Source organism: Petrotoga sp. Shatin.DS.tank11.9.2.9.3, assembly GCF_003665005.1.
In the GTDB taxonomy this organism is placed as follows: Bacteria; Thermotogota; Thermotogae; order Petrotogales; family Petrotogaceae; genus Petrotoga; species Petrotoga mobilis.
The window spans coordinates 225,596-249,523 of record NZ_JGVT01000007.1; the positions used below are offsets into that span (position 1 = coordinate 225,596).

At 34.9% G+C, this 23,928-nt stretch carries 22 protein-coding genes and 1 tRNA gene; 8 read left to right on the top strand and 15 right to left on the bottom strand.

The features are described from left to right. Nucleotides 1-22: 22 nt before the first annotated feature. Genes BZ25_RS09185 through BZ25_RS09215 form a run of 7 tightly spaced genes read right to left on the bottom strand, consistent with a single transcriptional unit; the run spans nt 23 to nt 5,333 of the window. Entirely contained in the window at nt 23-430 is a 408-nt protein-coding gene (locus BZ25_RS09185) for a MaoC family dehydratase (protein WP_121515050.1), read from the bottom strand. Continuing rightward, nucleotides 405-1,715, bottom strand: coding sequence for a lysine 2,3-aminomutase (ablA, locus tag BZ25_RS09190; RefSeq protein ID WP_012208900.1), 1,311 nt, complete (start codon nt 1,713-1,715; stop codon nt 405-407). The genes BZ25_RS09185 and ablA overlap by 26 nt, the downstream gene beginning before the upstream one ends. Nucleotides 1,716-1,728: 13 nt before the next feature. After that, nucleotides 1,729-2,763 (bottom strand): hypothetical protein, encoded by a 1,035-nt coding sequence (locus BZ25_RS09195; protein ID WP_012208899.1) that lies wholly within the window; start codon nt 2,761-2,763, stop codon nt 1,729-1,731. Continuing rightward, nucleotides 2,760-3,581 (bottom strand): 3-keto-5-aminohexanoate cleavage protein, encoded by an 822-nt coding sequence (locus BZ25_RS09200; RefSeq protein WP_012208898.1) that lies wholly within the window; start codon nt 3,579-3,581, stop codon nt 2,760-2,762. The genes BZ25_RS09195 and BZ25_RS09200 overlap by 4 nt, the downstream gene beginning before the upstream one ends. 4 nt (nt 3,582-3,585) lie before the next feature. Continuing rightward, nucleotides 3,586-3,969: a hotdog domain-containing protein gene (locus BZ25_RS09205; RefSeq protein WP_121567543.1), complete on the bottom strand. Its 384-nt coding sequence runs from the start codon at nt 3,967-3,969 to the stop codon at nt 3,586-3,588. Between the two features lie 60 nt (nt 3,970-4,029). Next, complete coding sequence (locus BZ25_RS09210; RefSeq protein WP_012208896.1) at nt 4,030-4,680, bottom strand: 3-oxoacid CoA-transferase subunit B; 651 nt, start codon at nt 4,678-4,680, stop codon at nt 4,030-4,032. Next, nucleotides 4,677-5,333 (bottom strand): CoA transferase subunit A, encoded by a 657-nt coding sequence (locus BZ25_RS09215; protein WP_012208895.1) that lies wholly within the window; start codon nt 5,331-5,333, stop codon nt 4,677-4,679. Before BZ25_RS09215 ends, BZ25_RS09210 begins: the two co-directional genes overlap by 4 nt. Nucleotides 5,334-5,617: 284 nt before the next feature. Between BZ25_RS09215 and BZ25_RS09220 the strand changes: the two genes are divergently transcribed. The 6 genes from BZ25_RS09220 to BZ25_RS09245 all read left to right on the top strand — a co-directional run bounded on the left by BZ25_RS09220 (nt 5,618) and on the right by BZ25_RS09245 (nt 13,710). After that, the gene (locus BZ25_RS09220; protein WP_121515048.1) at nt 5,618-8,218 is read left to right on the top strand and encodes an ABC transporter permease; all 2,601 of its coding nucleotides are present in this window, start codon (nt 5,618-5,620) and stop codon (nt 8,216-8,218) included. Further along, nucleotides 8,218-8,913, top strand: coding sequence for an ABC transporter ATP-binding protein (locus BZ25_RS09225; RefSeq protein WP_012208893.1), 696 nt, complete (start codon nt 8,218-8,220; stop codon nt 8,911-8,913). Before BZ25_RS09220 ends, BZ25_RS09225 begins: the two co-directional genes overlap by 1 nt. Before the next feature lie 34 nt (nt 8,914-8,947). Next, nucleotides 8,948-9,022 (top strand) — tRNA-Ala (locus tag BZ25_RS09230). Nucleotides 9,023-9,127: 105 nt separating this feature from the next. After that, nucleotides 9,128-10,036: a hypothetical protein gene (locus BZ25_RS09235; protein WP_121515047.1), complete on the top strand. Its 909-nt coding sequence runs from the start codon at nt 9,128-9,130 to the stop codon at nt 10,034-10,036. Next, complete coding sequence (locus BZ25_RS09240) at nt 10,033-10,485, top strand: DUF6884 domain-containing protein (RefSeq protein ID WP_121515046.1); 453 nt, start codon at nt 10,033-10,035, stop codon at nt 10,483-10,485. The genes BZ25_RS09235 and BZ25_RS09240 overlap by 4 nt, the downstream gene beginning before the upstream one ends. A 138-nt stretch (nt 10,486-10,623) precedes the next feature. Then, the gene (locus tag BZ25_RS09245; RefSeq protein WP_121515045.1) at nt 10,624-13,710 is read left to right on the top strand and encodes a type ISP restriction/modification enzyme; all 3,087 of its coding nucleotides are present in this window, start codon (nt 10,624-10,626) and stop codon (nt 13,708-13,710) included. Between the two features lie 95 nt (nt 13,711-13,805). Here BZ25_RS09245 and BZ25_RS09250 read toward each other — a convergent pair whose 3' ends face one another. From BZ25_RS09250 to BZ25_RS09285, 8 genes are read right to left on the bottom strand one after another with little or no spacing between them, the layout of a single operon-like run. After that, nucleotides 13,806-15,095, bottom strand: a complete 1,290-nt coding sequence (locus tag BZ25_RS09250; RefSeq protein ID WP_121515044.1) for an ABC transporter substrate-binding protein — start codon at nt 15,093-15,095, stop codon at nt 13,806-13,808. Nucleotides 15,096-15,108: 13 nt separating this feature from the next. Next, complete coding sequence (gene coaE, locus BZ25_RS09255; protein ID WP_121515043.1) at nt 15,109-15,690, bottom strand: dephospho-CoA kinase; 582 nt, start codon at nt 15,688-15,690, stop codon at nt 15,109-15,111. A 3-nt stretch (nt 15,691-15,693) separates the two neighbouring features. Beyond that, complete coding sequence (locus BZ25_RS09260) at nt 15,694-17,067, bottom strand: glucose-6-phosphate isomerase (protein ID WP_121515042.1); 1,374 nt, start codon at nt 17,065-17,067, stop codon at nt 15,694-15,696. A gap of 34 nt (nt 17,068-17,101) precedes the next feature. Continuing rightward, on the bottom strand, nt 17,102-17,623 hold the full coding sequence (locus BZ25_RS09265) for an adenine phosphoribosyltransferase (protein WP_121515041.1): 522 nt from the start codon (nt 17,621-17,623) through the stop codon (nt 17,102-17,104). Nucleotides 17,624-17,626: 3 nt separating this feature from the next. Further along, a complete protein-coding gene (galE, locus tag BZ25_RS09270) occupies nt 17,627-18,613 on the bottom strand; it encodes a UDP-glucose 4-epimerase GalE (RefSeq protein ID WP_012208884.1) in 987 nt (328 codons plus the stop codon). A 16-nt stretch (nt 18,614-18,629) separates the two neighbouring features. Further along, entirely contained in the window at nt 18,630-19,712 is a 1,083-nt protein-coding gene (locus tag BZ25_RS09275) for a DUF933 domain-containing protein (protein WP_121515040.1), read from the bottom strand. A gap of 7 nt (nt 19,713-19,719) precedes the next feature. Next, nucleotides 19,720-20,487, bottom strand: a complete 768-nt coding sequence (gene mazG / locus BZ25_RS09280) for a nucleoside triphosphate pyrophosphohydrolase (protein ID WP_121515097.1) — start codon at nt 20,485-20,487, stop codon at nt 19,720-19,722. 31 nt (nt 20,488-20,518) lie between these two features. After that, nucleotides 20,519-21,673, bottom strand: coding sequence for a lipopolysaccharide assembly protein LapB (locus BZ25_RS09285; protein WP_121515039.1), 1,155 nt, complete (start codon nt 21,671-21,673; stop codon nt 20,519-20,521). Between the two features lie 320 nt (nt 21,674-21,993). Between BZ25_RS09285 and BZ25_RS09290 the strand changes: the two genes are divergently transcribed. Continuing rightward, nucleotides 21,994-22,635: a TetR/AcrR family transcriptional regulator gene (locus BZ25_RS09290; protein WP_121515038.1), complete on the top strand. Its 642-nt coding sequence runs from the start codon at nt 21,994-21,996 to the stop codon at nt 22,633-22,635. 60 nt (nt 22,636-22,695) lie between these two features. Continuing rightward, complete coding sequence (gene fabF / locus BZ25_RS09295; RefSeq protein ID WP_012208862.1) at nt 22,696-23,928, top strand: beta-ketoacyl-ACP synthase II; 1,233 nt, start codon at nt 22,696-22,698, stop codon at nt 23,926-23,928.

Genomic DNA, 23,928 nt, shown 5'->3' on the forward strand with positions numbered 1-23,928 from the left:
TTTATAACTCCCTTTACAATATTCAGCTTTTGAATAATACCAAAGCTTCACCATCTATCCCCAAAGATCCATCCTCTTTTATTATTTGTGTTGCAAGTACTAATCTGAATTTTTCCTCTATTTTGTCCTTCACAGTTATTTTAACCGTTATTTTTTCATCGATGTATATGGGTTTTAAGAATTTTACCTCTTGCTTCATATATATAGTTCCTGGACCTGGGAACTCCATGCCAAGAATGGACGATATTATACTCACGCTCAACATTCCATGAACTATTCTTTTTTTGAATAAGGTGTGAGATGCAAATTCTTCGTCTAAATGAATAGGGTTTTTATCGCCTGTTATATCTGCAAAAGATTCTACCATGTTGGCGGTTATTTTTTTATCCGTTTCATAAGCTTGATTAATTTTTATCTCTTCGTATTTCATTTTTACCCCCTAGTTCTTCATATTTCTTGCGTTTTTTTACTCTTTCATGTCTTTCTAAAAGATCAGGTTCCAAGCTTAATTTTTCTTTATCATCGAATAGTCTTGCCACCCCAAACCACTCATATTTTTCTCTGTAAAGTGAATCATCAACGTCAGTGGTTGTATCTTTGGGCTCGTGGTAGGTTGATATCACACCTTCGTAATTTCTTAAGATTACAGTATCCTTGTTTTGTGATATCAAATAGTTTGGCATTATTCTAATCTTTCCCCCACCCCCTGGTGCATCTACGACGAACTCAGGTATGGCAAATCCGGATGTATGGCCAATAAGGGATTCCATAATCTCTATACCTTTTGATACCGATGTTCTGAAATGTTCTATACCTTGCGATAAATCACATTGGTATAAGTAGTATGGCCTCACCCGTATTTTCACCAATTCATGCACTAATTCCATAATAATATATTTGCTGTCGTTCACCCCCCTTAGCAGTACTGATTGGTTTCCAAGTGGGATCCCAGCATCGGCTAGTTTTCGGCAAGCTTCAGCAGATTCCGGGGTTATTTCTTTTGGATGATTGAACTGAGTGTTGAGCCATAAAGGATGGTATTTTTTGAGTACGTTAACTAAATTATCTGTAATTAGTTGAGGGAATACCACGGGAACTCTCGTCCCTATTCTTACTACCTCCACATGGGGTATTTTCTTCAACTCACTTAATATATATTCTAGAATAGGTATTCCAGCCATTAAGGCATCCCCACCGGATAAAAGTACGTCTCTAACTTGAGGGGTATCTCGTATGTATTGAAGTGAGGCATCGATCTCGTTCCTTTTTCTGTTGGAATCTGTCTGACCGGCGAACCTTCTTCTAGTGCAATGCCTGCAGTACATCGAGCACATATCAGTTATTAAAAATAGCACTCTGTCGGGATATCTATGAGTAAGCCCGGGTGCGGGCGAATCTGCATCTTCATGGAGTGGATCTATTTGGTCCCATGGGCCCTTTATCAATTCTTTTGAGCTGGGTACGGCTTGCCTTCTAATCGGACATTTGGGGTTATCAGGATCCATTAGAGTAGCAAAATAGGGTGTAATAGCCATTCTCAAAGTTTTTAAAGTGTTTTTAATCCCTTGTTCCTCTTCAGGGGTTAAATTGATTATCTGCCTTAATTTTTCGACATCTGTAATTCTGTTTCTGAGTTGCCAATGCCAATCTTTCCATTCTTCTTCGGTCACATCTTTCCATAAGGGTATCTCCTTGTAATTTCTAGGGATATTCATAAATGAGTCCTCCTCATGCATATAATTTTTCAAACAAAGATCTTATTTCACTTGACTCTCTCAATATTTGAAGGGTTAAATCCGCATGACCCTTTGTGTAACCATTTCCTATGATCATGGTTAAATCCTTTCCAACTCCTTCTGCTCCCAAGGCTGCCTTGGTAAAAGATGTTGCCATAGAAAAAAAATAGACCACGCCTTCATCTTTCGTTATTAAAATCGATGACATTTCGGTATTAGGGACGTTCACGTTGTTAATCGTTACATCGCAAAGTTTCCCATTGTTTTTTTCCAATACTTTTTGATATACTTCAATTGGTTTGGTTGCATCTGCAATTATCAATTCATCTGCTAAATTCAACTCTTTTATCCTTTTTGCATTTTCTCCAGAATATTCGACAACTATAACTTTCCCTTTTTCTCTAGTAATTTTCATTGCTTGGTAAGAGCATAGTATTCCTGATTTTCCTCCACCGCCAATGATGCAAACTGTGTCCCCTTTTTTAACTAATTTAGATGTTTGAGCAGGAGCTCCAGCAACATCCAAAGCCGATAAGGCTAATTTTTCTGGGATATCTGTTGGTAAAATAGCATAAATTGCGCTTTCAAATAATATGGCTTTACCTTGTATATCTACCTGTTCATTTTCCAATTTTATTTTTTTTATTTTGTTAATTTTTAGAGGTGTGGCTGATAGGGAAACAAGGGTGGCAATTTTGTCTCCAACTTTTAAATCTTTGTGTGGAAAATCTGAACCAATTTTTTCTACTATCCCTATAAGCATTCCCCCGGAACCGGTAACGGGATTTTGCATCTTTCCTTTTTCGTTTACTATTTCTATAATTCGCTCTTTTATTTTCTCAACATCATTTTTACATGATTCTTTTATCTGGGTAAAACTTGCGGAATCTATATTTAAGGTTAGTACATCTATTAATATCTCATTTGAATATATTTCTGGTGAGTTATCTATTTTGTTTGCGGCTTGAGGCAACAACCCTTTTGGTTCGATAACTCTATGAGAGCCGAATGGACAACCTTTTTTCATCCTTCACCTCCAATGTTTAATATTTTTCGGGCTTCTTCAGGTCCAGCAACTTCTCTACCTAATTCTATAGATATTTTGGCTATTCTTTCGACTAATTGGGCATTAGATTTGGCAAGTTCTCCTTTTTTAAAGTATATGTTATCTTCGAATCCTACCCTTACATGCCCACCCATCAATATGGCATGAACCGCAAGTGATAGTTCATACTTCCCTATTCCCGCCACCGTCCAGGTACTATTTGGTGGGATATGACTTACAAGATATATAAGGTCATCAATTTCACCAGGTATCGCCCCTGGAACACCCATTACAAAATCAAAGTGAATTGGTCTGTCTATTAAGCCTTTTTTTTCTATCCTTAGAGCGTTATTTATATGTCCCCTTTCAAATACCTCTATCTCTGGCTTGATTTTTCTCTGTTTCATCTCGTGAGCAAATTTTTCGATGTATTCCTCCGTGTTTAGAAAAATATCTTTTCCAAAGTTTGTTGTTCCGGCCGATAGAGTAGCCATCTCTGGGTTTAGTTCTAATGGCTGTCTTCTTTCTTCAAAAGTGTGATAAACAGCCCCGCCTGTAGAGGGTTGAAAGATGATGTTACATCTACTTTCTATCTCTTCTTTAATCTCTTTATATACATATATAGATTGAGTTGGATTTCCTTTTTGATCTCTTGCATGGACATGAACGATAGAAGCACCAGCTAAATAACAATCGTAAGCTGCTTGGGCTATTTCTTGAGGAGACATCGGCAAGGCAGGTTGTTGTTCCCTAGTTACTTCGGCTCCTGTTAAGGCTGCAGTGATAATTAACTTTTCCATTTTTTCACTTCCTTTTTTTATCTTTTGGAACTACACATGTACCGCTCGCCTTACAAACTATTATGGGTTTTTCAAGGTAATCCGCAGCCGAATCTGATATATCGGTTCTCTTTGTTATAACCTTTCTAGCTTCAAAACTCATAGTTCTAGAGGTATTTCCAACCTTTGTTATCTCTCCTTCTGCTTCGATATAATCCCCTGCATAAACGGGAGAGATAAATTCTACATTATCGTATGCTTTAAATAAACCTTCATCACCATCATGTTTTATGAGCAACTCTGTTGCAACATCTCCAAATAATTGTAGGATTTTTGCTCCATCTACTAGGTTACCTCCATAATGAGCGTCTTGCGAACCCATTCTTACGCGTATAATCGCTTTTTCCATTTATTGTTCCCCCCTTTGAAATATTGAATATAAAGGTTTCAAGCTTGGTTTTCCCTATAGTTAGAATTCCATAAGTTTTAAGTCATCTGGAACTATTAGTTCTGCTTCAGTTATTTCCTTTAATTCTTCTAAAGTAATGTCAGGGGAAATCTCTTTTAATAATAACCCATTATCAGTTGGTTCAATGACAGAAAACTCGGTTACTATCAAATCAACCCTTCTGATTGAGGTTAAAGGTAAAGAACACTTTTTAATTATTTTAGGTGTACCTTTTGAGGTGTGTGTCATAGCTATTATTACCTTTTTTGCACCGGTAACTAAGTCCATTGCTCCACCCATGCCAGCGATAACTTTTCCGGGGACCATCCAGTTTGCTAGGTGTCCTTCCTGATCAACTTGAAAAGCTCCAAGAACCGTTACATCTATATGACCTCCTCTAATTAACGCAAAAGAAAAAGCAGAATCAAATATCATTGCACCGGGTATTATATCCACATATTTTCCGCCTGCATTGATTAAGTTGGGGTTAGATATTTCTTCAGGAATCTCTGAAGCTATTCCGAGAATCCCGTTTTCTCCTTGGAAAAATATTTCAGCATCTTTAGACACAAAGTTAGATACCAAAGTCGGCAAACCGATTCCTAAGTTGACAATATTTCCTGGTTTCAATTCTTTTGCTACCCTTTTAGCGATCCTTTCTTTTTCATTCATCTTTTTTCACTCCTTATAACAACGTAATCAACAATAGCTCCAGGAATATGAATTTCATCAGGACATATACTACCTGTTGGAACAAGTTCATCTACTTCGGCAATAACGATGTCACAAGCTAGGGCCATAACCGGGTTAAAGTTTCTTGCGGTGAATGAACATTGTAAATTTCCAAGATGATCGGCTTTACTGGATTTAACAAGCGCTACTCTTCCTCTAAGAGCTTTTTCAAGAATATATTTTTTCCCCTCTATCTCAATGAGTTGTTTATTTTTTTCTCTTATAGTTCCTATCCCGGTTGGAGTTAATATGCCTCCAAGCCCAGCCCCCCCAGCTCTAATTTGTTCTATTAATGTGCCTTGAGGGACAAACTCAACTTCCAACTCGTTTTCTATACATTGTCTTTGAGTTTCTTTGTTCGTTCCAATATGGGAGGTTATCACTTTTTTTACGAGTTTGCTAGCAATTAATCTACCGATACCCTTGTCTTCAAAAGAAGTATCGTTGCATATAACTGTTAAGTTACTTTTCCTTTTATTTATTAGTTCGTCTATCAAAGTTTCTGGTGTTCCAACGCCCAAAAACCCCCCTATCATTAAGGTAGTTCCTTCAGAAATGAAGGAAATTGCTTCTTGTGGGCTGACGATTTTCAATTCACTCACCCCTTCTGTAATGTTTTTGTTATACTTTTATCAAAAAATTTCTTAACTTTTTTATACATGTAATATTTTACCTCTTTTTTTACATTTTTGTATGTAAAGATGTGACATAAAAGAATTCGAAGAGATTGAGATTAATAGAGAACTTTATTGAGCTCACAAACTCATTTTATTATGTAATCGATTTTGATATATTTTTTGTAAAACTATAGTATTTTTGAAAGTAATTTGATAAAATAACACTATGCACTGAATAAAGCATTTTGGGAGATGGTTTAGTGTTTTTTTGGAAATTTGCCCTTCGCAATTTTTTTAAGAGATGGCAAGTAAGCATTTTGCTAGTGTTAGGGGCTATCATTCCTTCTTTGTTAACTGTTTCTTCTCTTTCCCTTAATGACTCAATAGTTTCATATAGAAAAACTCAAGTGGAAGTTAATTTTGGTCAAGCGGATGCCTTTGTTGTTAATAACAGGACATCACTATTTCTCTCTTTTCCCTTGTCACAAATGATATTAGATGATCTAAAAAGCAATCCCCAAGTAAAAAACATTTTACCGGCTTCAGAAAGTTTCGGAAGAATAGAAAATAATGGGCGTTTTTTGGAAGTTTTGGTTGTTGCGGTTGAAGGAGAAGATCTTTCAAACTTTATAGGTCAAAATATTGATTTAAGTCCAGGTAAAGTAGTTGTCTCTCAAGAGATAGCTAACGAAATTGGAGTTAATGAAGGAGAAACCATTGTAATTCATATGCCGGGAGGTTCAAAGAATCTAGAGATTTCTCATATTGGTGAGAAAGGTTTTTTGAATTACCGAGGAGAGATGGCACAATATCCGGGATCGGTTTTTGTTAATGTATCGGATTTCAAAGGTAATACAGTTTATCCTTCAAAGGCGTATGTGGATTTTGTTGAATCCGAAAATGTAGATATTTCCAATATTTCCCTTCCTTCAAATTTAGAGATTAAAAACATTAAACAAGATTTTTTGAATTCCCCAGTAAATGAAATTCTGGGATATATTGTTTTTGCCTTTAGTTCTTTTTCAATATTGGCAGGTTTAATATTAGTTATCGTTTTCGGGAACAATTTTGCAAACGAGCAAGAAAAAACTGTAGGTATTTTAAGAATTTTAGGTTTTAATAGATTTAAGATCTTACTTCTTTTCTTTATGGAAGCTTTGTTATATTTTGGGATATCTTCAGCAATAGGAGTTATTTTGGGGGCGAAAATAGGAGCTGTTCTATTAAATCAACTTGGTGAAATTGCATCAGGTCTAACTTTCGAAACTTTGGGAAGTTTTACAGTCGTTCCTTATGAATTAAGTGTTAGAACAATAATATTTGGTTTATTAATAGGTATTGTAATACCATTGATTATTTTTATGATTAAAGGGTTACAAATTTCCAACAACTCTCCTGTAGAATCCTTGAAAAAAGATGTAGAGGCATATGTGCCTCATGGTATTAACGGATGGCTTTCTCTTCTTTTTATTATATCTGGTGTTCTTTTAATGTCCTTTGCAAATGAGTTTGAAATTCTGGCATTAATTTTGATTTCAGTGGGATTAGTATTTGTATTCAAAAACCCTTTGTTTAATGTTGGGTTATCCGTTTTTCTTATGATCCTTAGTAAAACATATTTCTCCCTCTCTTCGGGAGCATTATCTTTTAATTTTATTTTTCAAAGATCTTTTTTATTCGGTTTCATCGTTGTTCTTTTTTTTACTTCTATAATTCCAATTTTAAAAAGGTTTTCTAAAGTGTTTTCCTCAAAGAAGAGTGTTCCTTTTCTTTTGGGATTTTCGTATGTTGAAAGATTCCCAGTTAGAGTTTTAATGCTTTCTTTAATGTTTGGTATAATTATTTTTGGTTTGATTGTTATTTCTTCCATACCAGCGAATTTGGTTAGGTTTGTTGATACTTCTATGCAAGAAGGATTATTTGGATATAATTTTTTGGTTGTATCAAATCCTATAAAAAACCTATTTTTTTCTGATGATATAGCTGTTTATGAAGGGATAGAAAAGCCAACAAAGGTTCAAATTGCCATTCTCGATTCACAGATCATAGCTTTTGTAGACGATACTTTTCTTGAATCGGCGATAATTCCATCGGAATCAGTAACAGATTGGAGAGAGGAACTGAAAAGTAAAAATACCGTTCTTTATGGAAAATTTAGTGATGAAGAACAAATTCCAGAGTACGTGAAGGGTAATCTTTCTTCTATTACACCCTTAGGTGGAGTATCTAATGTTTCTTACGATGTCGTTGGTTTTTTTAACTTAAAAGATATTACAATTCCTGTAAAATATGTAGCAAGTATAGTATCCAAACCTAATAGCGTAAAAAGTGTCGATATACTTTTAGGGAATGTGCCTAAAGAAAATATTGACGAAGTCAAGCAGAAATATATGTCAACTTTTGATTATCCTATTTTTATAGAAGAGGAATTACAGACTATTTATAATGGGATAGATGGTATAATTTCTCTAGCAACTGGAATGCTTTATCTTGGATTGATTAGTGGATTTTCAGGACTGGCACTGTACTCTGTAAGATCATGCATAATTCGCCAAAGAATAATCGGAACTCTAAGGGCAATCGGTTCAAGTTCAAAAGATATAACCAAGGGGCTTCTCATTGAAAATTTCAGCATTGTTTCCGTAGGAGCTTTCATTGGTCTTGTTGGAGGTTACCTAGTCGCGAAGGATATTATTTTCGCCATCTTTCAATTTTTAGGAAATGTTGATTTTTATTTTCCTTTGTTGAATGTAGTGGGAATAATTGGAATGGTGTATTTAATCACTTTTCTAACCTTGATGATACCTTCGTTTTTAATAACTAAAATCACACCGGCAGACAGTTTGAGGGAGATTGGATAATGGAAGTTGAGAGCAAAAATAGCGCTTTGATAAAAGCAATTGAATTGTACAAAGTGTACAACGACAAAAGAATAAAAGTAGAAGCTTTAAAGAACGTTACCTTAACTATAAAAAAGGGTGAATTTATAGGTATATTAGGGCCTTCAGGTTCAGGTAAAACGACCTTGCTTAATTGCCTTTCCGCAATTGATAATCCTACCAGCGGAGAGATTTACTTTAAAGGGGTTCCATTCCAAAATTTGAAAGAAGAAGAACGGACTTCCTTCAGAGCCAAAAACATGGGTTTTGTGTTTCAATTTTTTAATCTTATACCGGTTTTGACGGTTTTAGAAAATGTCCAATTGCCTTTGTTGATCTTAGGAGAAAAGAACAAGACCTCAAAAGAAAAGGCTTATGAAGTTTTAAAGAAAGTTAAGCTTGATAATAAAGTAGAAAGATTCCCATATGAACTATCCGGCGGAGAGCAACAAAGAGTTGCTATCGCAAGGGCTATAATACATTCGCCAGAGGTTATATGGGCCGATGAACCAACTGGAAATCTTGACAGTGAAAATGGTGAAATAATAATAGAACTTTTGGAAGGGATAAGAAAAGAAAATGGAACTACACTTGTAGTAGTTACCCATGATTTGAATATTGCAAAAAGAGCCGATAGAATTATCCAAATTAGAGATGGAATTATACAAGAAATTTAATTCTTTCATGAATTTTGATATAATATAAAAAGAAGGGGTTGTAGCGCAGCGGGAGCGCGTTGCCTTCGCAAGGCAAAGGTCGTGGGTTCGAATCCCATCAACTCCACCATATTGAATTAGCCGCCTCACCCTCGGCGCCTAAATTTCCCAAATTTTTCTCCCTTCTGTCGAAAAAACTTCTCATAACTCTAAAATACATAGGAGAATGTAAAATATGTCAATTATAATAGACAAGGAAAGAGGAAAGAAGGTCGCGGAACTCCTCTATGATTCTTTTTCTACCACGGGTATTCATGGAAGAACTGATATGCCGGAAGATATAACGCCCAATAGGGTAGTAAGAGGTTCTCTTGATCATATACTCTTTTTAACACTCACCGTTTCAATTGATTATCAAAGGGATGCTCCATCATTATGGGAGAGTTCGAGAAGAACTTTTGATGACCCAGAAACAAGATATTTATTCGATCCAAAACTATTACATGAAACCCCTCTCAGAAAAATAATTGAAGATATGCAAAAATACAAATTGTCAAAGAAAACTAAAAAAGACGCTTACATTTGGCGAACAATTGGGATTACTTTTTATAAAAAATGGGAAGGCGATCCATGCAAATTTCTTAAAAACTGCAACTGGGATTCATCGCTCATTTTGAACCACTTAAGAAACGATACTCACTTATATAATGGAAGATTGGTACCAGACTATCCATTCCTTCGTGGACCTAAAATAGGACCATTGTGGTTGAGGATGCTTAGGGACAATGTGGGCATAACACATTTAAGAAATTTGGAGGAAGTGCCTATCCCTGTAGATATACATATAGCAAGAGCGACATTAACTACTGGAGTTGTTAGAGGACAATTCAAAGGTAAATTGGGTGAACTATTTAAATATATAAGAGAAGCATGGTTTGAAAGTGTAAAAGGGTTGAGTATTAAGAACAGACCAATGATTGCTTTAGATGTAGATGAACCACTTTGGCACTTGTCTAAATATGGTTGTTCAAACCGAGATAAGACGACAGGCTATTGTCCACTCCTTAATAGATGTGAAGCGAGAGAATTTTGTATTAAAGGGAAAGTTAAAATAGAAAATAGGATAGTAGAGTTGGAAACATGAAAACACTATGTGTAGTTCCATGTGGAAACAAGAAAATATGGGATAAGAATCCGAATGCGGGACCCACCAAAGCAAAATATGTGTATATTGGGCCATTTGCTAAAAAGTGTAGAGAATATGCCATGAGGTTTTACCCTTCTTCATGGTGTATCCTATCTGCAAAATATGGATTTTTATTCCCAAATGATATAGTTCCCGGGCCTTATAATGTAAGCTTTAATGACAGAAAAGCAAATCCAATAACTACAAAGGAGCTTTCTGCTCAAGTGAAGGAAAAGGAATTGGATAGCTATGGACCAATTGTAATCTTAGGTGGAAAAAACTATGTTGAAATGGCTAATAAAGTTTTTTCATCAAAGGAAATTCTTACCCCACTAAGTAATTGTAAAGGAATAGGATATATGATGGGTAAACTTAACGATGCAATTAAAAAAGGGGTTCCCTTATAACCTATACACATTGCATAACAAGATGTAAAAGCCAACACTTTGCTCCGTCCAAATTCGGCTTCGCCGAACTTCTGCTACACCGAAAACGTTATAATGAGATTCTATCGGATGCTGAAAAAAACTTCAAAGGTGATATGAATGGTTGATAACAGTAAGATTGAGAAAGATATAAAAAATTACTTTAAAGAAGTTTACAGTATATACTCACACGGAGATTATACGGAATGGACTTACAGAACTCCGTTTGAAAATTTTATTAAAGGATTAAATCCAGATTATAATCTTACTCAGGAACCAAAAAGAGCTGCTGGGCTTGGTGCACCTGACTTTAAGGCGTTTTATAATAACCGAAAAATTGGTTTTATAGAAACAAAAGACCTTGGAGAAAATTTAGATAAAATACTCGAGACAGACCAACTTAAAAAATATATTGAAAGTATTGATAATCTAATACTCACTAATTATCTTCAATTTGTTCTCATTAGAAAAGGGCGCAAGGTTTATGATTGCAATCTTTTCATGCTTTCCGATTTGGATAAAAGAAATTTATCTATCTCTAAAGAAAAAATCGAAACATTTGTCTCTCTCATAAATGAATTTTTTGAGTATAAACTACCAACAATAGTATTAGCTGAAGAACTGGCTGTAGAACTCTCTAAAAGAGCGAAATTATTGAAGGAACTGGCTAAAGACCAACTTTTGAATGATTTGGAGAAGATTAAAAATAATGAATCTCCTTCATCAATCTATGATTTTTATCTGGGTATAAAAGAACTCATCAAAGATGTAGAATTAGAGGATTGTGCAGATGCCTATGCCCAGACCATCACCTATGGCCTATTTTTGGCTAAGAAAAGTTGCCGAGGTAAATTAGATAGAAGAACAGCATCATACTATATCCCCAGAAATGTTGGTGTGATTAAACGTATCTTCTTGAATATTTCTGGTGAAGAGTTTCCTCCAAATATCTCATGGATTGTAGATGACATTATCGATATACTAAATGCTGCAAAGTTAGAGGAGATTCTAAATAAAATTGATAAGCGTGGCAAAAAGGACAAAGATCCAATAATATTTTTCTATGAAGATTTTTTGAATTATTATGAACCTGAGAAGAGAAAACATCTGGGAGTTTATTATACACCCCGCCCTGTTGTAAACTTTATCGTAAATTCTGTACATTCAATTTTGAAGAAGCACTTTGATAAATCATTAGGCCTTGCAGATGACAGTGTAAATGTTCTTGACCCTGCGATTGGAACGGGAACTTTTTTCTGGATAACTTTTCTTGTTGCATTGGGAGAATTAAAGAATCAAGGGTTAAGAGGTATAATTTTCGATAAAATCGAGAATCACCTTCTAAAACATTTTTATGGATTTGAAATCTTAATCACGCCGTATGTAATCTCCCATTTAAAGATTACAGACCTACTCCAGAGATGGCATTACAGGTTTAAAGATGACGACAGAATACAAGTTTACCTTACAAACACATTAGAACAATCAGAGGTTCATGATCCTTTACTATTCATGAGGGAAATAACAGAGGAAAGCAGAATTGCAAATCAAATAAAGACGGAGAAGCCAATTCTTGTTTTAATAGGTAATCCACCTTATTCTGGTATATCTGCCAATAAGGGTAAGTGGATTGATGATTTGTTGAAAAAAGGCTATACACGAGCAGATGGAAGCAAAGACGATGGCTATTATAAGGTAGATGGCAATCCTCTTGATGAGAAAAACCCTAAATGGCTTCAGGATGATTATGTGAAATTCATAAGATATGCACAGTGGAAAATAGATAAAAATGGTGAGGGTGTTATAGGTTTTATTACTAATCACAGTTATCTTGATAACCCTACATTCAGAGGGATGAGGGAATCCCTACTGCAAAGTTTTGATAGAATCTTCATCTTAAACTTGCATGGAAATTCTTTAAAAAAGGAAAAATGTCCTGATGGCAGCAAAGATGAAAATGTTTTTGATATAAGACAAGGAGTTGCCATTGGAATATTTATAAAGAATAAAAATTTAAGGGAAAAAAAAGTTTACTATACTGACCTGTGGGGATTAAGAGAAGATAAATATCGTTGGTTAGACAGACACTCAATAGATAATGTTAATTGGCAAGAAGTTAAGCCTATTTCACCATTCTATTTCTTTGTTCCTAAAGATACCTCATTAGAAGAAGAATATAATAAATTCTGGAAGATTACGGATATTTTTCCTGTAAACAGTGTTGGCGTAGTTACGGCAAGAGATCACTTTACAATAAAATGGAAGCCTGAGGACGCGTGGACAACCGTAACCGAATTCGTACAAATGAGCCCAGAAGAAGCAAGAACAAGGTTTATTCTAAGAAAAGATGTTAGAGATTGGAAAGTAGTATTTGCTCAGAAAGATTTAAAGGAAAGCGGTCTTGATAAAAATAAAATTGTACCAATTTTATATAGGCCTTTTGATATAAGATACACGTATTATACTGGCACATCAAGAGGTTTTCATTGTATGCCTCGTCCAGAAGTTATGAAACACATGCTAAAGGAAAATTTGGGATTGATAACTGTTAGGCAAGTTGCTGAGGGTATATTTAATCATGCTTATGTTACAAACACTATCATCGAGAGTCGTATAACATTAAGTAATAAGGGGATCGCATTTCTTTTCCCACTATATCTTTATTCTGACTGGGAGAAGAAAGCAAATATTGATCCAGATATTTACAAAACCCTATCTGAAAAATATAATAAAGAACTAACTCCAGAAGATATTTTTTACTATATCTATGCTATTTTGTATTCTCCAACATACAGGAAGAAATATGAAGAATTTTTAAAGCATGATTTCCCAAGGATTCCATTTGTTGATGATTATGAGGAGTTCAAGAAATTAGCTGAATTAGGCAAAGAGTTGGTTGAATTGCATTTAATGAGAAAGAGATTGCCAACAAGTGTAAAGTTTGATGTAATTGGTTCAAATATTGTTGAAAAAGTAAAATATGAAAATGGTAAAGTGTGGATTAACAAAGAGCAATACTTTGATGGTGTACCTGAGGAAATCTGGGATTTTTATATCGGCGGTTATCAGGTTTTAGATAAATGGCTTAAAAGCAGGAAGAATAGAAAATTAGAAAGCAAAGGTATAGAGCAATTCCTCCAGATTGTTGAAATAATCAGAGAGACGATCAGGTTGATGAAGGAAATTGATAAAGTTAATATCCCTTAAATTGATAAAGAAAGTTCTAACGTCGTTCAATAAATACCACCCAAAATAAAACCCCAGGTTTTGATACTACCTGGGGTTTTGATAATTATTACTTATTATTCAGCGTATTCGCCTGTCTCCTTTAATCCTGTTTCTAAAGTATTCACGATGGCATCGTATGTCTCATCTACCGTCGCCATATCGTTTAAAAAGTTAGCAAATAATGTACTGATATCATTTCTTATATCGTTCCATGCGGCTGGTTTTGGATCTGGGATAGCGGTTTCTAATTCGTTAAGCGCAATAGTTGGCTTATCATCTGTTGCTGTATAGGCTTGCCACTGTGGAACCTCTTCAACATCTCTTCTTATCGGAACATATCCAGTATTTATTGACCAATACGCAACGTTTACGGGATCCATCAAAAATTTCAAGAATCTCCAAGCTGCGTCTTTTTGCTCTTGGCTTACCCAGTTAAACATTATCACATCAGTTCCAGCTATAGGAGAGTGAGGGACACCATCTACAGAAGGTAATGGAGCCCAAGCGACACCGTGTTTTCCTCTGGACGATTGTTCAGCATAAGTTAAACCTGCAACCGTTCCCATGTATGCGGCTATTTCTCCAGAGCCAAACTGGGGATCCAAATATGCGTTTTGGAACAAAGCGTATCCAGAATCTTTCAGGTTCTTTATGAATGTTAAAACTTCTTTTGTTTCTTCTTCAGGTAAAACAACTCTGTATTTGCCATCGCCGACGTATTCTAAAAATGTTGCGTTATATGCATATAAGAATATTTGAAAATCGTCGATAAAGTTTCTCGCACCTAATCCATATTGATCCGTTTCTCCATCCATGTCTAAATCCATTGTTAAAAGTTCACTTACTTCCCATAATTCATCCATAGTTTTTGGGGGATCGATTCCAAATAAGTCAAATAGATCAGGGTTATAATAATAAACATAAACAGATTTGTTAAATGGGATTCCATATACTGTGTCTCCCCATGTAACTAAATCCTTTAGAACAGGGAATATCTGATTATCCCAAGCTTCTTTAAACTCAGGATCCTTTTCAATATATCCGTTGAGTGGTTGCACTACATCAGAAAATAGGTACATTGCGGTCCAGTTTCCATAAGCTTGAGATAAAGTTGGAAGGTCTGTGGTACTTCCTTGGGAGTATGCGGTGATCGTAGAAAGTAACTTTTGGTTTAATGCACTGTAGTTTCCCACATATATGGCTGACACATGAACATCTGGGTTTTCCCTATTAAAAGTATCGACTAAGGAATTCAGAGTTTCTCCCAACTGTCCTCCCATGCCATGCCAAAACTCTATCTCGACTTGAGAAAAAGCAAAAGAAACAAGTAAAACCGTAAAAAGAATAGAAACAACTTTCTTCATTCCGAACACCTCCTCATAAGTTTTGGATAATTTTTTCTGTTTCTTTGTACAATTGGTCAAAATTACCAATATTCAATATTTTGAAATCACAACGCTTAGAGTTTATGTGTTCTTGGGATTTGACGATGTTTTTTGCCTTCTCCAAGGGGATACCACGTTTTTCTGACAGCCTTTCAATACGTAATTCTTCTGGGGCATCTACGTAGATAATTTTATCGCATAATTTGTCCAATCCTATTTTGAAAAGCAAAGCTGCATCTATGATTATTATATCATTTTTATTTGAAATTTCTTTCAGTATTTGTTCAGTTTTATTAAGAATTTCTGGATGGACTATCTGATTCAATAATTCCAACTTTTCTTTATTTGAAAAAACTATTTCACCAAGTTTTGATCTGGAAATATTGTTATCATCGTCGAATATTTCTTCTCCAAAAACTTCTTTCAATTTCTCTTTGATAAAAAAATAGGTTAAGACCTCGTGTCCTAACCTATCCACATCGATTATGAATGCCTTATCTTTGTATATTGTTTTTATTATCTTTGATATAGTACTTTTTCCAGATCCTGCAGGGCCTGTAATTCCTATTACCATTTTTTACATCGTCACCTGTTTTTTGTTTTTGAGCTTGTTTTCTACCTCGATACTGAAATCTTCGTAACCTTTTCTTCCCATCAAAGCATAGGTAACCTTTTTACCTAATTCAACGCCTGGTTGGTCATAAGGGTTTATATCTAATAGATTTCCCATTACTGCTGTTTGAAATTCGTATGCGAATATGAATTGTCCCACATTGAAGGGATTGATCTGAGGGAAAATAACTTTTAGATTTGGTCTATTGTTTTCTGTTAAAGCGTATTCCGTACCAGCTAATTCTGTATTCAAAAGGGCTGAAAGATTTTTACCTCCCAGATATGATAGCTCGGGAAGGTCACAGTGTATATTAGGGATTTTTATGTTTCGTTCAAAATTTTCTAGTTGTATGAAAGTGATTACCTTATCGTAAGGCCCTTCGTTGTATAGTTGAACTTGGGAGTGTTGGTCTGTTGTGCCTAATGCTTTTATTGGAGTTTGCCCAACGTTGACTACTTCACCTTTTAAATTGTATTTTTTTCCAAGACTTTCTGCCCATAATTGTCTGTACCAATCAGCGAGTAGAAACAATTTGTTTGAGTAGGACATCATTACGGAAATATTATAACCTTTCTGGTAATATAGATAATGCACTAAGGCGTTAAAAGCCGCAGGATTTTCCCAAATGTTTGGATTGGTAACCCTTTTGTGCATTTCTTTTGCACCGTTGTATAGATCAATTATATCTATTCCACTTGCCAAAGCTGATAATAAGCCGACAGGGGTTAAAACGCTGAATCTACCGCCAATTGAAGGAGGTATATCCAAGGTTTTGATTCCTTCTTCTTCGGCTATTTTCTTTAATATACCTTTTTCAGGATCGGTGGTGAATAGGAAGTGTTTTTTTGGATCTAATCCGTATCCTTCGATTATTCCTCTTGCAACCAGATAATTTGCCATGGCTTCTGCTGTTGTACCGGATTTTGATATAACATTGAACAGAGTAGTCTTTGGATCAATTTGGTCCAAAACTGATGCTATAAAATCGGGGTCAACATTATCCAGGATGAAAATTTTGGGAGTTTTTCTTATTTCTTTAGACAAAGCGTTATAATGCAATGGATTAAGGGCTGTTTGCAGCGCCTGATTTCCTAATGCAGAACCACCTATACCTAAAACTACTACACTTTCAAAACTTTGTATCCACGTTTTTAAATCCAAAACCCTATCTATGTAAACCCTTGTGAAAGGCAGATTTAAAAAGCCGGGATTTTTTTGTATTATCGTTTCCACAATATCTTGAACTCTATTAGCTTGGTCGTTTATTTCTTCTTCCGTTAAGCCATTTTCAATATTAGGATGGAAAACATTTGAAAAATCAAATTTTATACCATTCATCTTTTTTCCCCCTTCTTGAGTTTAAATTATGCTTTCAATATCGTATCAAACTGGCAATTTCTAAATCGTTTAGATTTTCTCTTGGATTTAGGTAGGTTAATTCAGCAAGGCAGACAACTCCAACGGTTTTGCCTCCGGCTCTGTCTACTAATTCTTTTATCGCTTTTGTAGTACCTCCCGTGGCTAACACATCATCAACGACTATCACCTTTTCTCCTTTATCTATCGCGTCAACATGCATTTCCAGGGATGTTTGACCGTATTCTAGTTCATAAGAGATCGAAAAGGTTTTGTAAGGCAGTTTTCCTGGTTTTCTTATGGGAACGAATTCTTTATTCATGAGGTAAGCTAAAGGTGTAGCAAATATAAACCCCCTTGACTCGGGGGATACAATGCAATCAAAATCCCACTCTTTTATCAATTCAGCGATTTTTTCGACCGAATACTTAAAAACTTCTGGGTTTTTCAAAAGTGGTGTGATATCTCTAAATATAACTCCTTTTTCTGGAAAATCTGGTATATCTCTTATCCATTTTTTTAGGTCTACTATCTCCATGAGTTATCCTCCTAAAACATTTTTGTCTTTATTTTTATGCCATTTCCATGCATCAGATATTATCTTTTCTAATTCTTTATTTTGAGGGTGCCAGTTTAAAACTTCCTCTGCTTTCTTTGAGGAAGCTATTAAAACAGCAGGATCACCAGGCCTTCTTTCTACTACTTCGTAATTTATTTTTTTTGAAGTTACTTTTTCAGCTGTTTTAATAACCTCTAAAACGGTAAATCCTTGACCATTACCTAAATTAAAAACGTCAGATTTTTCATTTTCCTTCATCCATTTCATAGCTAAAATATGGGCATCTATCAAATCCATTACATGGATATAGTCTCTAACGGCTGTTCCGTCCTTGGTTGGGTAATCATTGCCATAAACGTACAGTTGGTCTCTTTTCCCTAAAGCTGTTTCAAGAACTAATGGGATCAAGTGAGTTTCAGGTTCGTGGGCTTCGCCTATACTACCATCATAATACGCCCCAGCGGCGTTGAAATATCTTAAAGCTACATACCTTATAATATCAAGTTTAGAATACCAATTGAGAATATCTTCAATCATTAATTTTGATTGACCATAGATGTTCGTAGGGTTCTTGGGTTGATTTTCAGTGATGGGGACTTTTTCTGGTTCTCCATAAACAGCTGCGGTAGAAGAAAAAACTATGTATCTACATTTATGTTTTTGCATGTTTTTTAAAAGGTTCAATGTTCCACAAATATTGTTATTAAAATATTTATTAGGTTCTGTCATGGATTCACCCACTAATGAAAAAGCCGCGAAATGATATACCTCGTCTATTTTGTAATTTTCAAAAGCGTAATCAATGTCTTTTTCGTTTCTAAGATCTCCTTCAACGACTTGTACATCTTTAACAGCCCACCTATGGCCTTTTTCGAAGTTATCAAAAACTACTACTTCTTTATTTTGATCTTGCAGCCTTTTCACCAAATGAGAACCTATGTACCCAGCTCCTCCTGTAACAAGTATCATTAGGTCACCCCTCAAATCAAGCGCTAGCTCTAATGTTTAATATTTCACCATCTTCCAATATTTCATCTTTTCCCGCCAGCCTCCAAAGTCCCTGTTCTTTCACTTTTTCTTCGCTTCCGTATTTAATTAGGTCCTCATATTTCATAACCTCTGCACGAATGAAGTTCTTCTCGAAATCAGAATGTATTTTTCCAGCGGCTTCCTTCATTGTACTACCTTTTTTTACCGTCCAAGCTCTTACCTCGTCTTTTCCGACGGTGAAGAAAGAAATTAGTCCAACATGATTATACACAATTTTTGCTAATCTTTCAACACCAGGTTCTTTAATTGATAAATCTTCTAAGAATAGTCTTTTTTCTTCTTCGTCCTCAAGCTCGTTTATTTCTACTTCTATTTTTCCGTCTATTTCAATGTAGGCAAAATTTTGCTTTTTACATTCTTCAATTACCTGTTCCTTATATTCGTAGCTATTTTTTGAAAATTGGTCATCATCGACGTTGACACATACGATAATAGGTTTTAAAGTGAATAAAGCTAAAGAACCAACTAATTTTTTATCCTCTTCACTCAATTCCATCTTCGAAACGAAAACCTCATCCTCCAAAACTTCTTTTATTTTCAACAAAATTTTTTCTTCGTTTTCTTCCGTCACTGAGAATTTTGTCTTTTTCTTTTGTGTTTCAAGCCTCTCTAATCGATTTTCTACAATTTCTAAATCTCTAAAAATTAGCTCTGTTTTCAATATGTCTAGTTGTTTTATTGGATTATCAGCGTTTTCAGGCCAAGGTACCGACGGATTTTTAAAAGATCTTATAACCAAAAGTAACGCATCAACATTTTGTATCATCTGAAAAATTCTCGTTTTTTCTTTTGGATCCCCTTTGTGGTCATAGCTTGGTATATCGATAAAATCTAAGTTAGCAAAGACAACCTTTTTAGGATTGTATAAACGTGCAAGAGAATTAACTCTTTCATCTTTGATAATAGCCGTTCTTTTGATAGCCTCTCTTTTATAACTATCCTCTATTTTATAGTCTGTTAAAAGAGAAAAAATAGTAGTTTTACCTGTTAATGGAAGGCCGAATATGCCTATTTCCACCTAATTCTCACCTCTTTTCCTCTTTTTTTATTAATTCCCAATATTTGTCTAACTCGTCTAAATTTAAAGCTTCAAATTCTTTTCCATCTTTTTCAATCGCTTTTTCCATTCGGTTGAACCGTTCTATAAACTTCTCACTCGCCTTTCTTAAAGAAACTTCTGGGTCTATACTTAAAAAACGAGCCAAGTTAACAAGTGCAAATAATAAATCCCCAAACTCTTCTTCTACTTCTGCTTGGGTTTTTGCTTCATTAAGTTCTTCCACTTCTTCTTTTACTTTATCGAGCACATCTTTAACTTCTACCCAGTCAAACCCTACCGCAGCAGCGTTTTCTTGAATTCTTCTTGCCAGTGATAGTGCTGGTAAGGCTTTGTTAAGTTTACCGATTCTACTAAAGTTCTTCTCTCCATTCTCTTTTGCCTTTATTTCCTCCCACCTGGCATAAGAATATCCTTTTTCATCTCCAAAAACATGGGGATGTCTTCTCACTAGCTTATTGATCAGTTCATCTATCACTTCAATGGTAGAAAACTCATTGCTTTCTTCGGCAATAGTGGAATGAAAAACAACTTGGAGTAATATATCTCCTAATTCTTCTTTTATTTTTGTTATATCTTTTTCGTCAATAGAATCAACCAATTCATATGCTTCTTCAATTATATAAGGTTTCAAACTCTCATGTGTTTGGACTTTGTCCCAATCACAACCTTGTGGTCCTCTCAGTCTTTTCATCACTGTCATAAGCTCTTCAAATTTTTCGCCTAATTCCAAAATAATTCCTCCCGCGTGGTACGTATTGGATTTTCTATTTGTTATTTTGCTCTTTAAATATACGATTGTGTTCTTTGATCTTCCTTTTTTTATCCAAATAATATAGCAACCATAATGCAAAAGCTACTCCTAACAGCAAAGGTAATAAATATTTAAGGAAAATTTCAAGTACAACCCTCACTCTCAATTCTTTTAAAGCTTCTTCAGTTTCTTCGGTTATATAATTGCGGCTCTGTGCACCGTTGAGAAAGTATCTAGCTAACTGAGCATACTCTTTTTTATCCCAATTATAGTAGGTTAACCCCAATTTAGACATTATTCTTCCACTTTCTTTGTCGTGAGCTAAAGCTTTTTGATAATATTCTATCCTTTTCTCGTAATTGTTTTCTATGTCACCTAAAAATTCGTATGTTTCAGAAAGAATCTTTGAATCTTTTGCAACTGGGATTAAAGAAAGGGCTATTTCTTTGGATTTTTCTGTTTCTCCCAGGTTATAAAAAATTTTAGAAAAGTACAGTAATGTTTGAGAATCGTTCCCTTTCAAATTTATGTAAGTATTATAAAGGTCTTTTATAATTTCGTAGTTATTCGTTAGAAAACTTATTTCTACCAAAGATTCAATTATCTTTTTATCGTAATTGTAAGTTAGATAGATTTCTTTTAAATCGTTGTAAGCTTTTTGGGGATCGTTATATATTTTAGATTTTGATAAGATTTGTGATTGGTAATAAACAGTAAAGGGAGTTTTTCCTCCCACAAGCTTTTCGATTTTTTCAGAATATTCAAAAATTTCTTTCACCACAGATGGGTCCAAAGAATTTTGCCAATATTGGAAATTGAAAAAAAGATACATAGAATTTATTATTATTGAATTGGGGTATTCTTTTAAGGCTTCTTCAAACAATTCTCTAGGTTCAAGGTAAACATAAGGGTCTATGTCTTTTAATATCTTCAAGGTTATCTCATCATCAGGGGACAACACTAGATTAGAAAGTTGTAAATTATCTACGTACAGTGGCAAACCCGTTTCCCATCGCCTCAAAAAACCTCCAAGGATCTTTAAATATGGGTCATCTGATTCATACATAGTTTGAAGATCCACGTAGTAAACAAAATCATCAAAAACTGTTGCGAAGGTCGATAACGTAAAAATAATAAAAAATAAAAACGCAATTGATTTTTGTTTCAAAACGCTCCTCCTAGGATGTCAAATAGTTTTAAAGGTTTTTAAAAAATTTTCATAACTATATTCTTGTAATAATAATTATATCATAAAGCTACTTTCTAAGAAAGCGACCGCAGCAAATCAAAATCTTAAAATTCTAAATCATTCAATTCTATGATTAAGGGCAACCCTCCCTTAAAGACATCGAATTATGATCTAACCAATCTTTTTCACGGACAAGTAATATGATCTAATGCGAAAACTTGAAATAGATTTTTTGTTGTGGTATAATCTTATGAAAGTGATGACCTTTGGTCATTTTTATTTTATTAGAGGGCAAAGATATGAGGCGAAATAGTTTGGAGAAGAAAAATAAAGAGGGAAAATTGAATTTAATAATGAATGTAGCAGAAAAGATTTTTGTGGAAAAAGGTTATGAGAAAGCTACAATGACCGAAATTGCAAAGAAAGCTAATCTTGCAAAAGGGACGTTGTATTTATACTTTTCAAGCAAAAAAGATCTATATTTTACCTCTGTTGAAAGAGCGTTATCTGCTTTGCTCAGGTCTATTATTGAAAAATTTTCCTCTTGTAAAAACGGTTTTGAAAAGGTTGTATCAATGGGAGAAACATACGTATCATTCAGCCTTGAATATGTTGATTATTATAAGTTGATATTGAATTATGAAACCTTGGAAGTTCATTTCGATGATAAAGATCCCCATGTGAAGAAGGCGTATGAAAAGAGTGAAGAGATTTTTAAGTTGTTAGTTAGTTCCGTTGAAGAAGGGATAAAAGATGGTTCAATAGACGAACGATTAGAACCTTTAAAGATCGCAATGGTTTTGTGGAGTGAGATAACAGGAATGGTTCAGCAAGCGAGTCTTCGAGAGACATTGTACAAAAAATGGGCGGGGTTGAAACCTCAACAAATATATGAGTATTACATAGAAGTAACAAAAAAGATGTTGGCTTCTTTATCATGATCATACATCTATCAAAAAAGCTTTAACAAATCAATAAAATAACAGTCAGGAGGTATGTGGATGCACAAAGTCGTAATAACTGGTATGGGAACAATAAACCCGATAGCAAAAAACACACAGGGATTTTTAGAAGGTTTAAAAGAAATGAGAAGCGGCATAGATAAAATAACTCAGTTTGATACCTCTGATCATAAAGTTAAGATAGCTGCTGAAATAAAAGATTTTGACCCCGAGGAGTACATGGATAGGAAAACTGCCAAACGTTATGATAGGTTTTTGCAATTAGCTGTTGCTGCCTCAGATGAAGCTATTGAAGATGCCGGATTGTCTCAAGATCAAGATTGGAGAGAAAATGCTGCAGTAATAATAGGTTCAGGAATAGGCGGTTTTAAAACTTTGTATCACGAGTTTGGAGTTATGAACGAAAAAGGTCCGAAGTATGTTAGCCCTTTTTTAATACCTATGATGATTGCCGATATGGCAAGTGGAGTTGTTTCTATAAGGCATAAATTAAAGGGACCAAATTTTACTACTGTTAGCGCCTGTGCTTCAGCTGTCCATTCAATAATAAGTTCTGTTATGTTGATAAGAAGTGGAGAAGTTGATGTGGCAATAACGGGAGGTTCCGAAGCGGTTATTGATCCTATGCCAATAGCAGCTTTTGCCAACATGATGGCTCTTTCTCAAAGAAATGATGAACCACAAAAAGCATCAAGACCTTTTGACAAAGATAGAGACGGGTTTGTGATGGGAGAAGGAGCTGGGATATTAGTTTTAGAATCAGAAGAACATGCAAAGGCAAGAGGAGCAAAGATTTATGGATATATAGCAGGATATGGAATGACAGGGGATGCTTACCATATTAGTCAATCTGATCCGGAAGGTGAGGGGGCTGCAAGAGCAATAAAGAACGCCTTAAAAATGGCTGAATTAGATCCTTCTAAGGTGGATCTTATAAATTGTCATGCTACCAGTACCCCTGTTGGAGATAATTCAGAAGTAAAAGCTATTAAAAAAATATTCGGTGAATTTGCGGATAAACCGTATTTACAATCAACTAAAACCTTGATAGGACATACTTTAGGAGCTGCAGGGGCAATTGAATTAATAGCTTCAATAATAGAAAGCCATAATCATTTTGTTCATGGAATGCCAAATTTAGAAGAGCCTGATGAAGAGATGAAAACGCTCAATATCCCAAGAGAGACTCAAGACGCTGAAGTAAACGTAATTTTAAAGAACTCCTTTGGTTTTGGGGGACACAATGCGTCTCTAATTTTTGTTAAATCATAA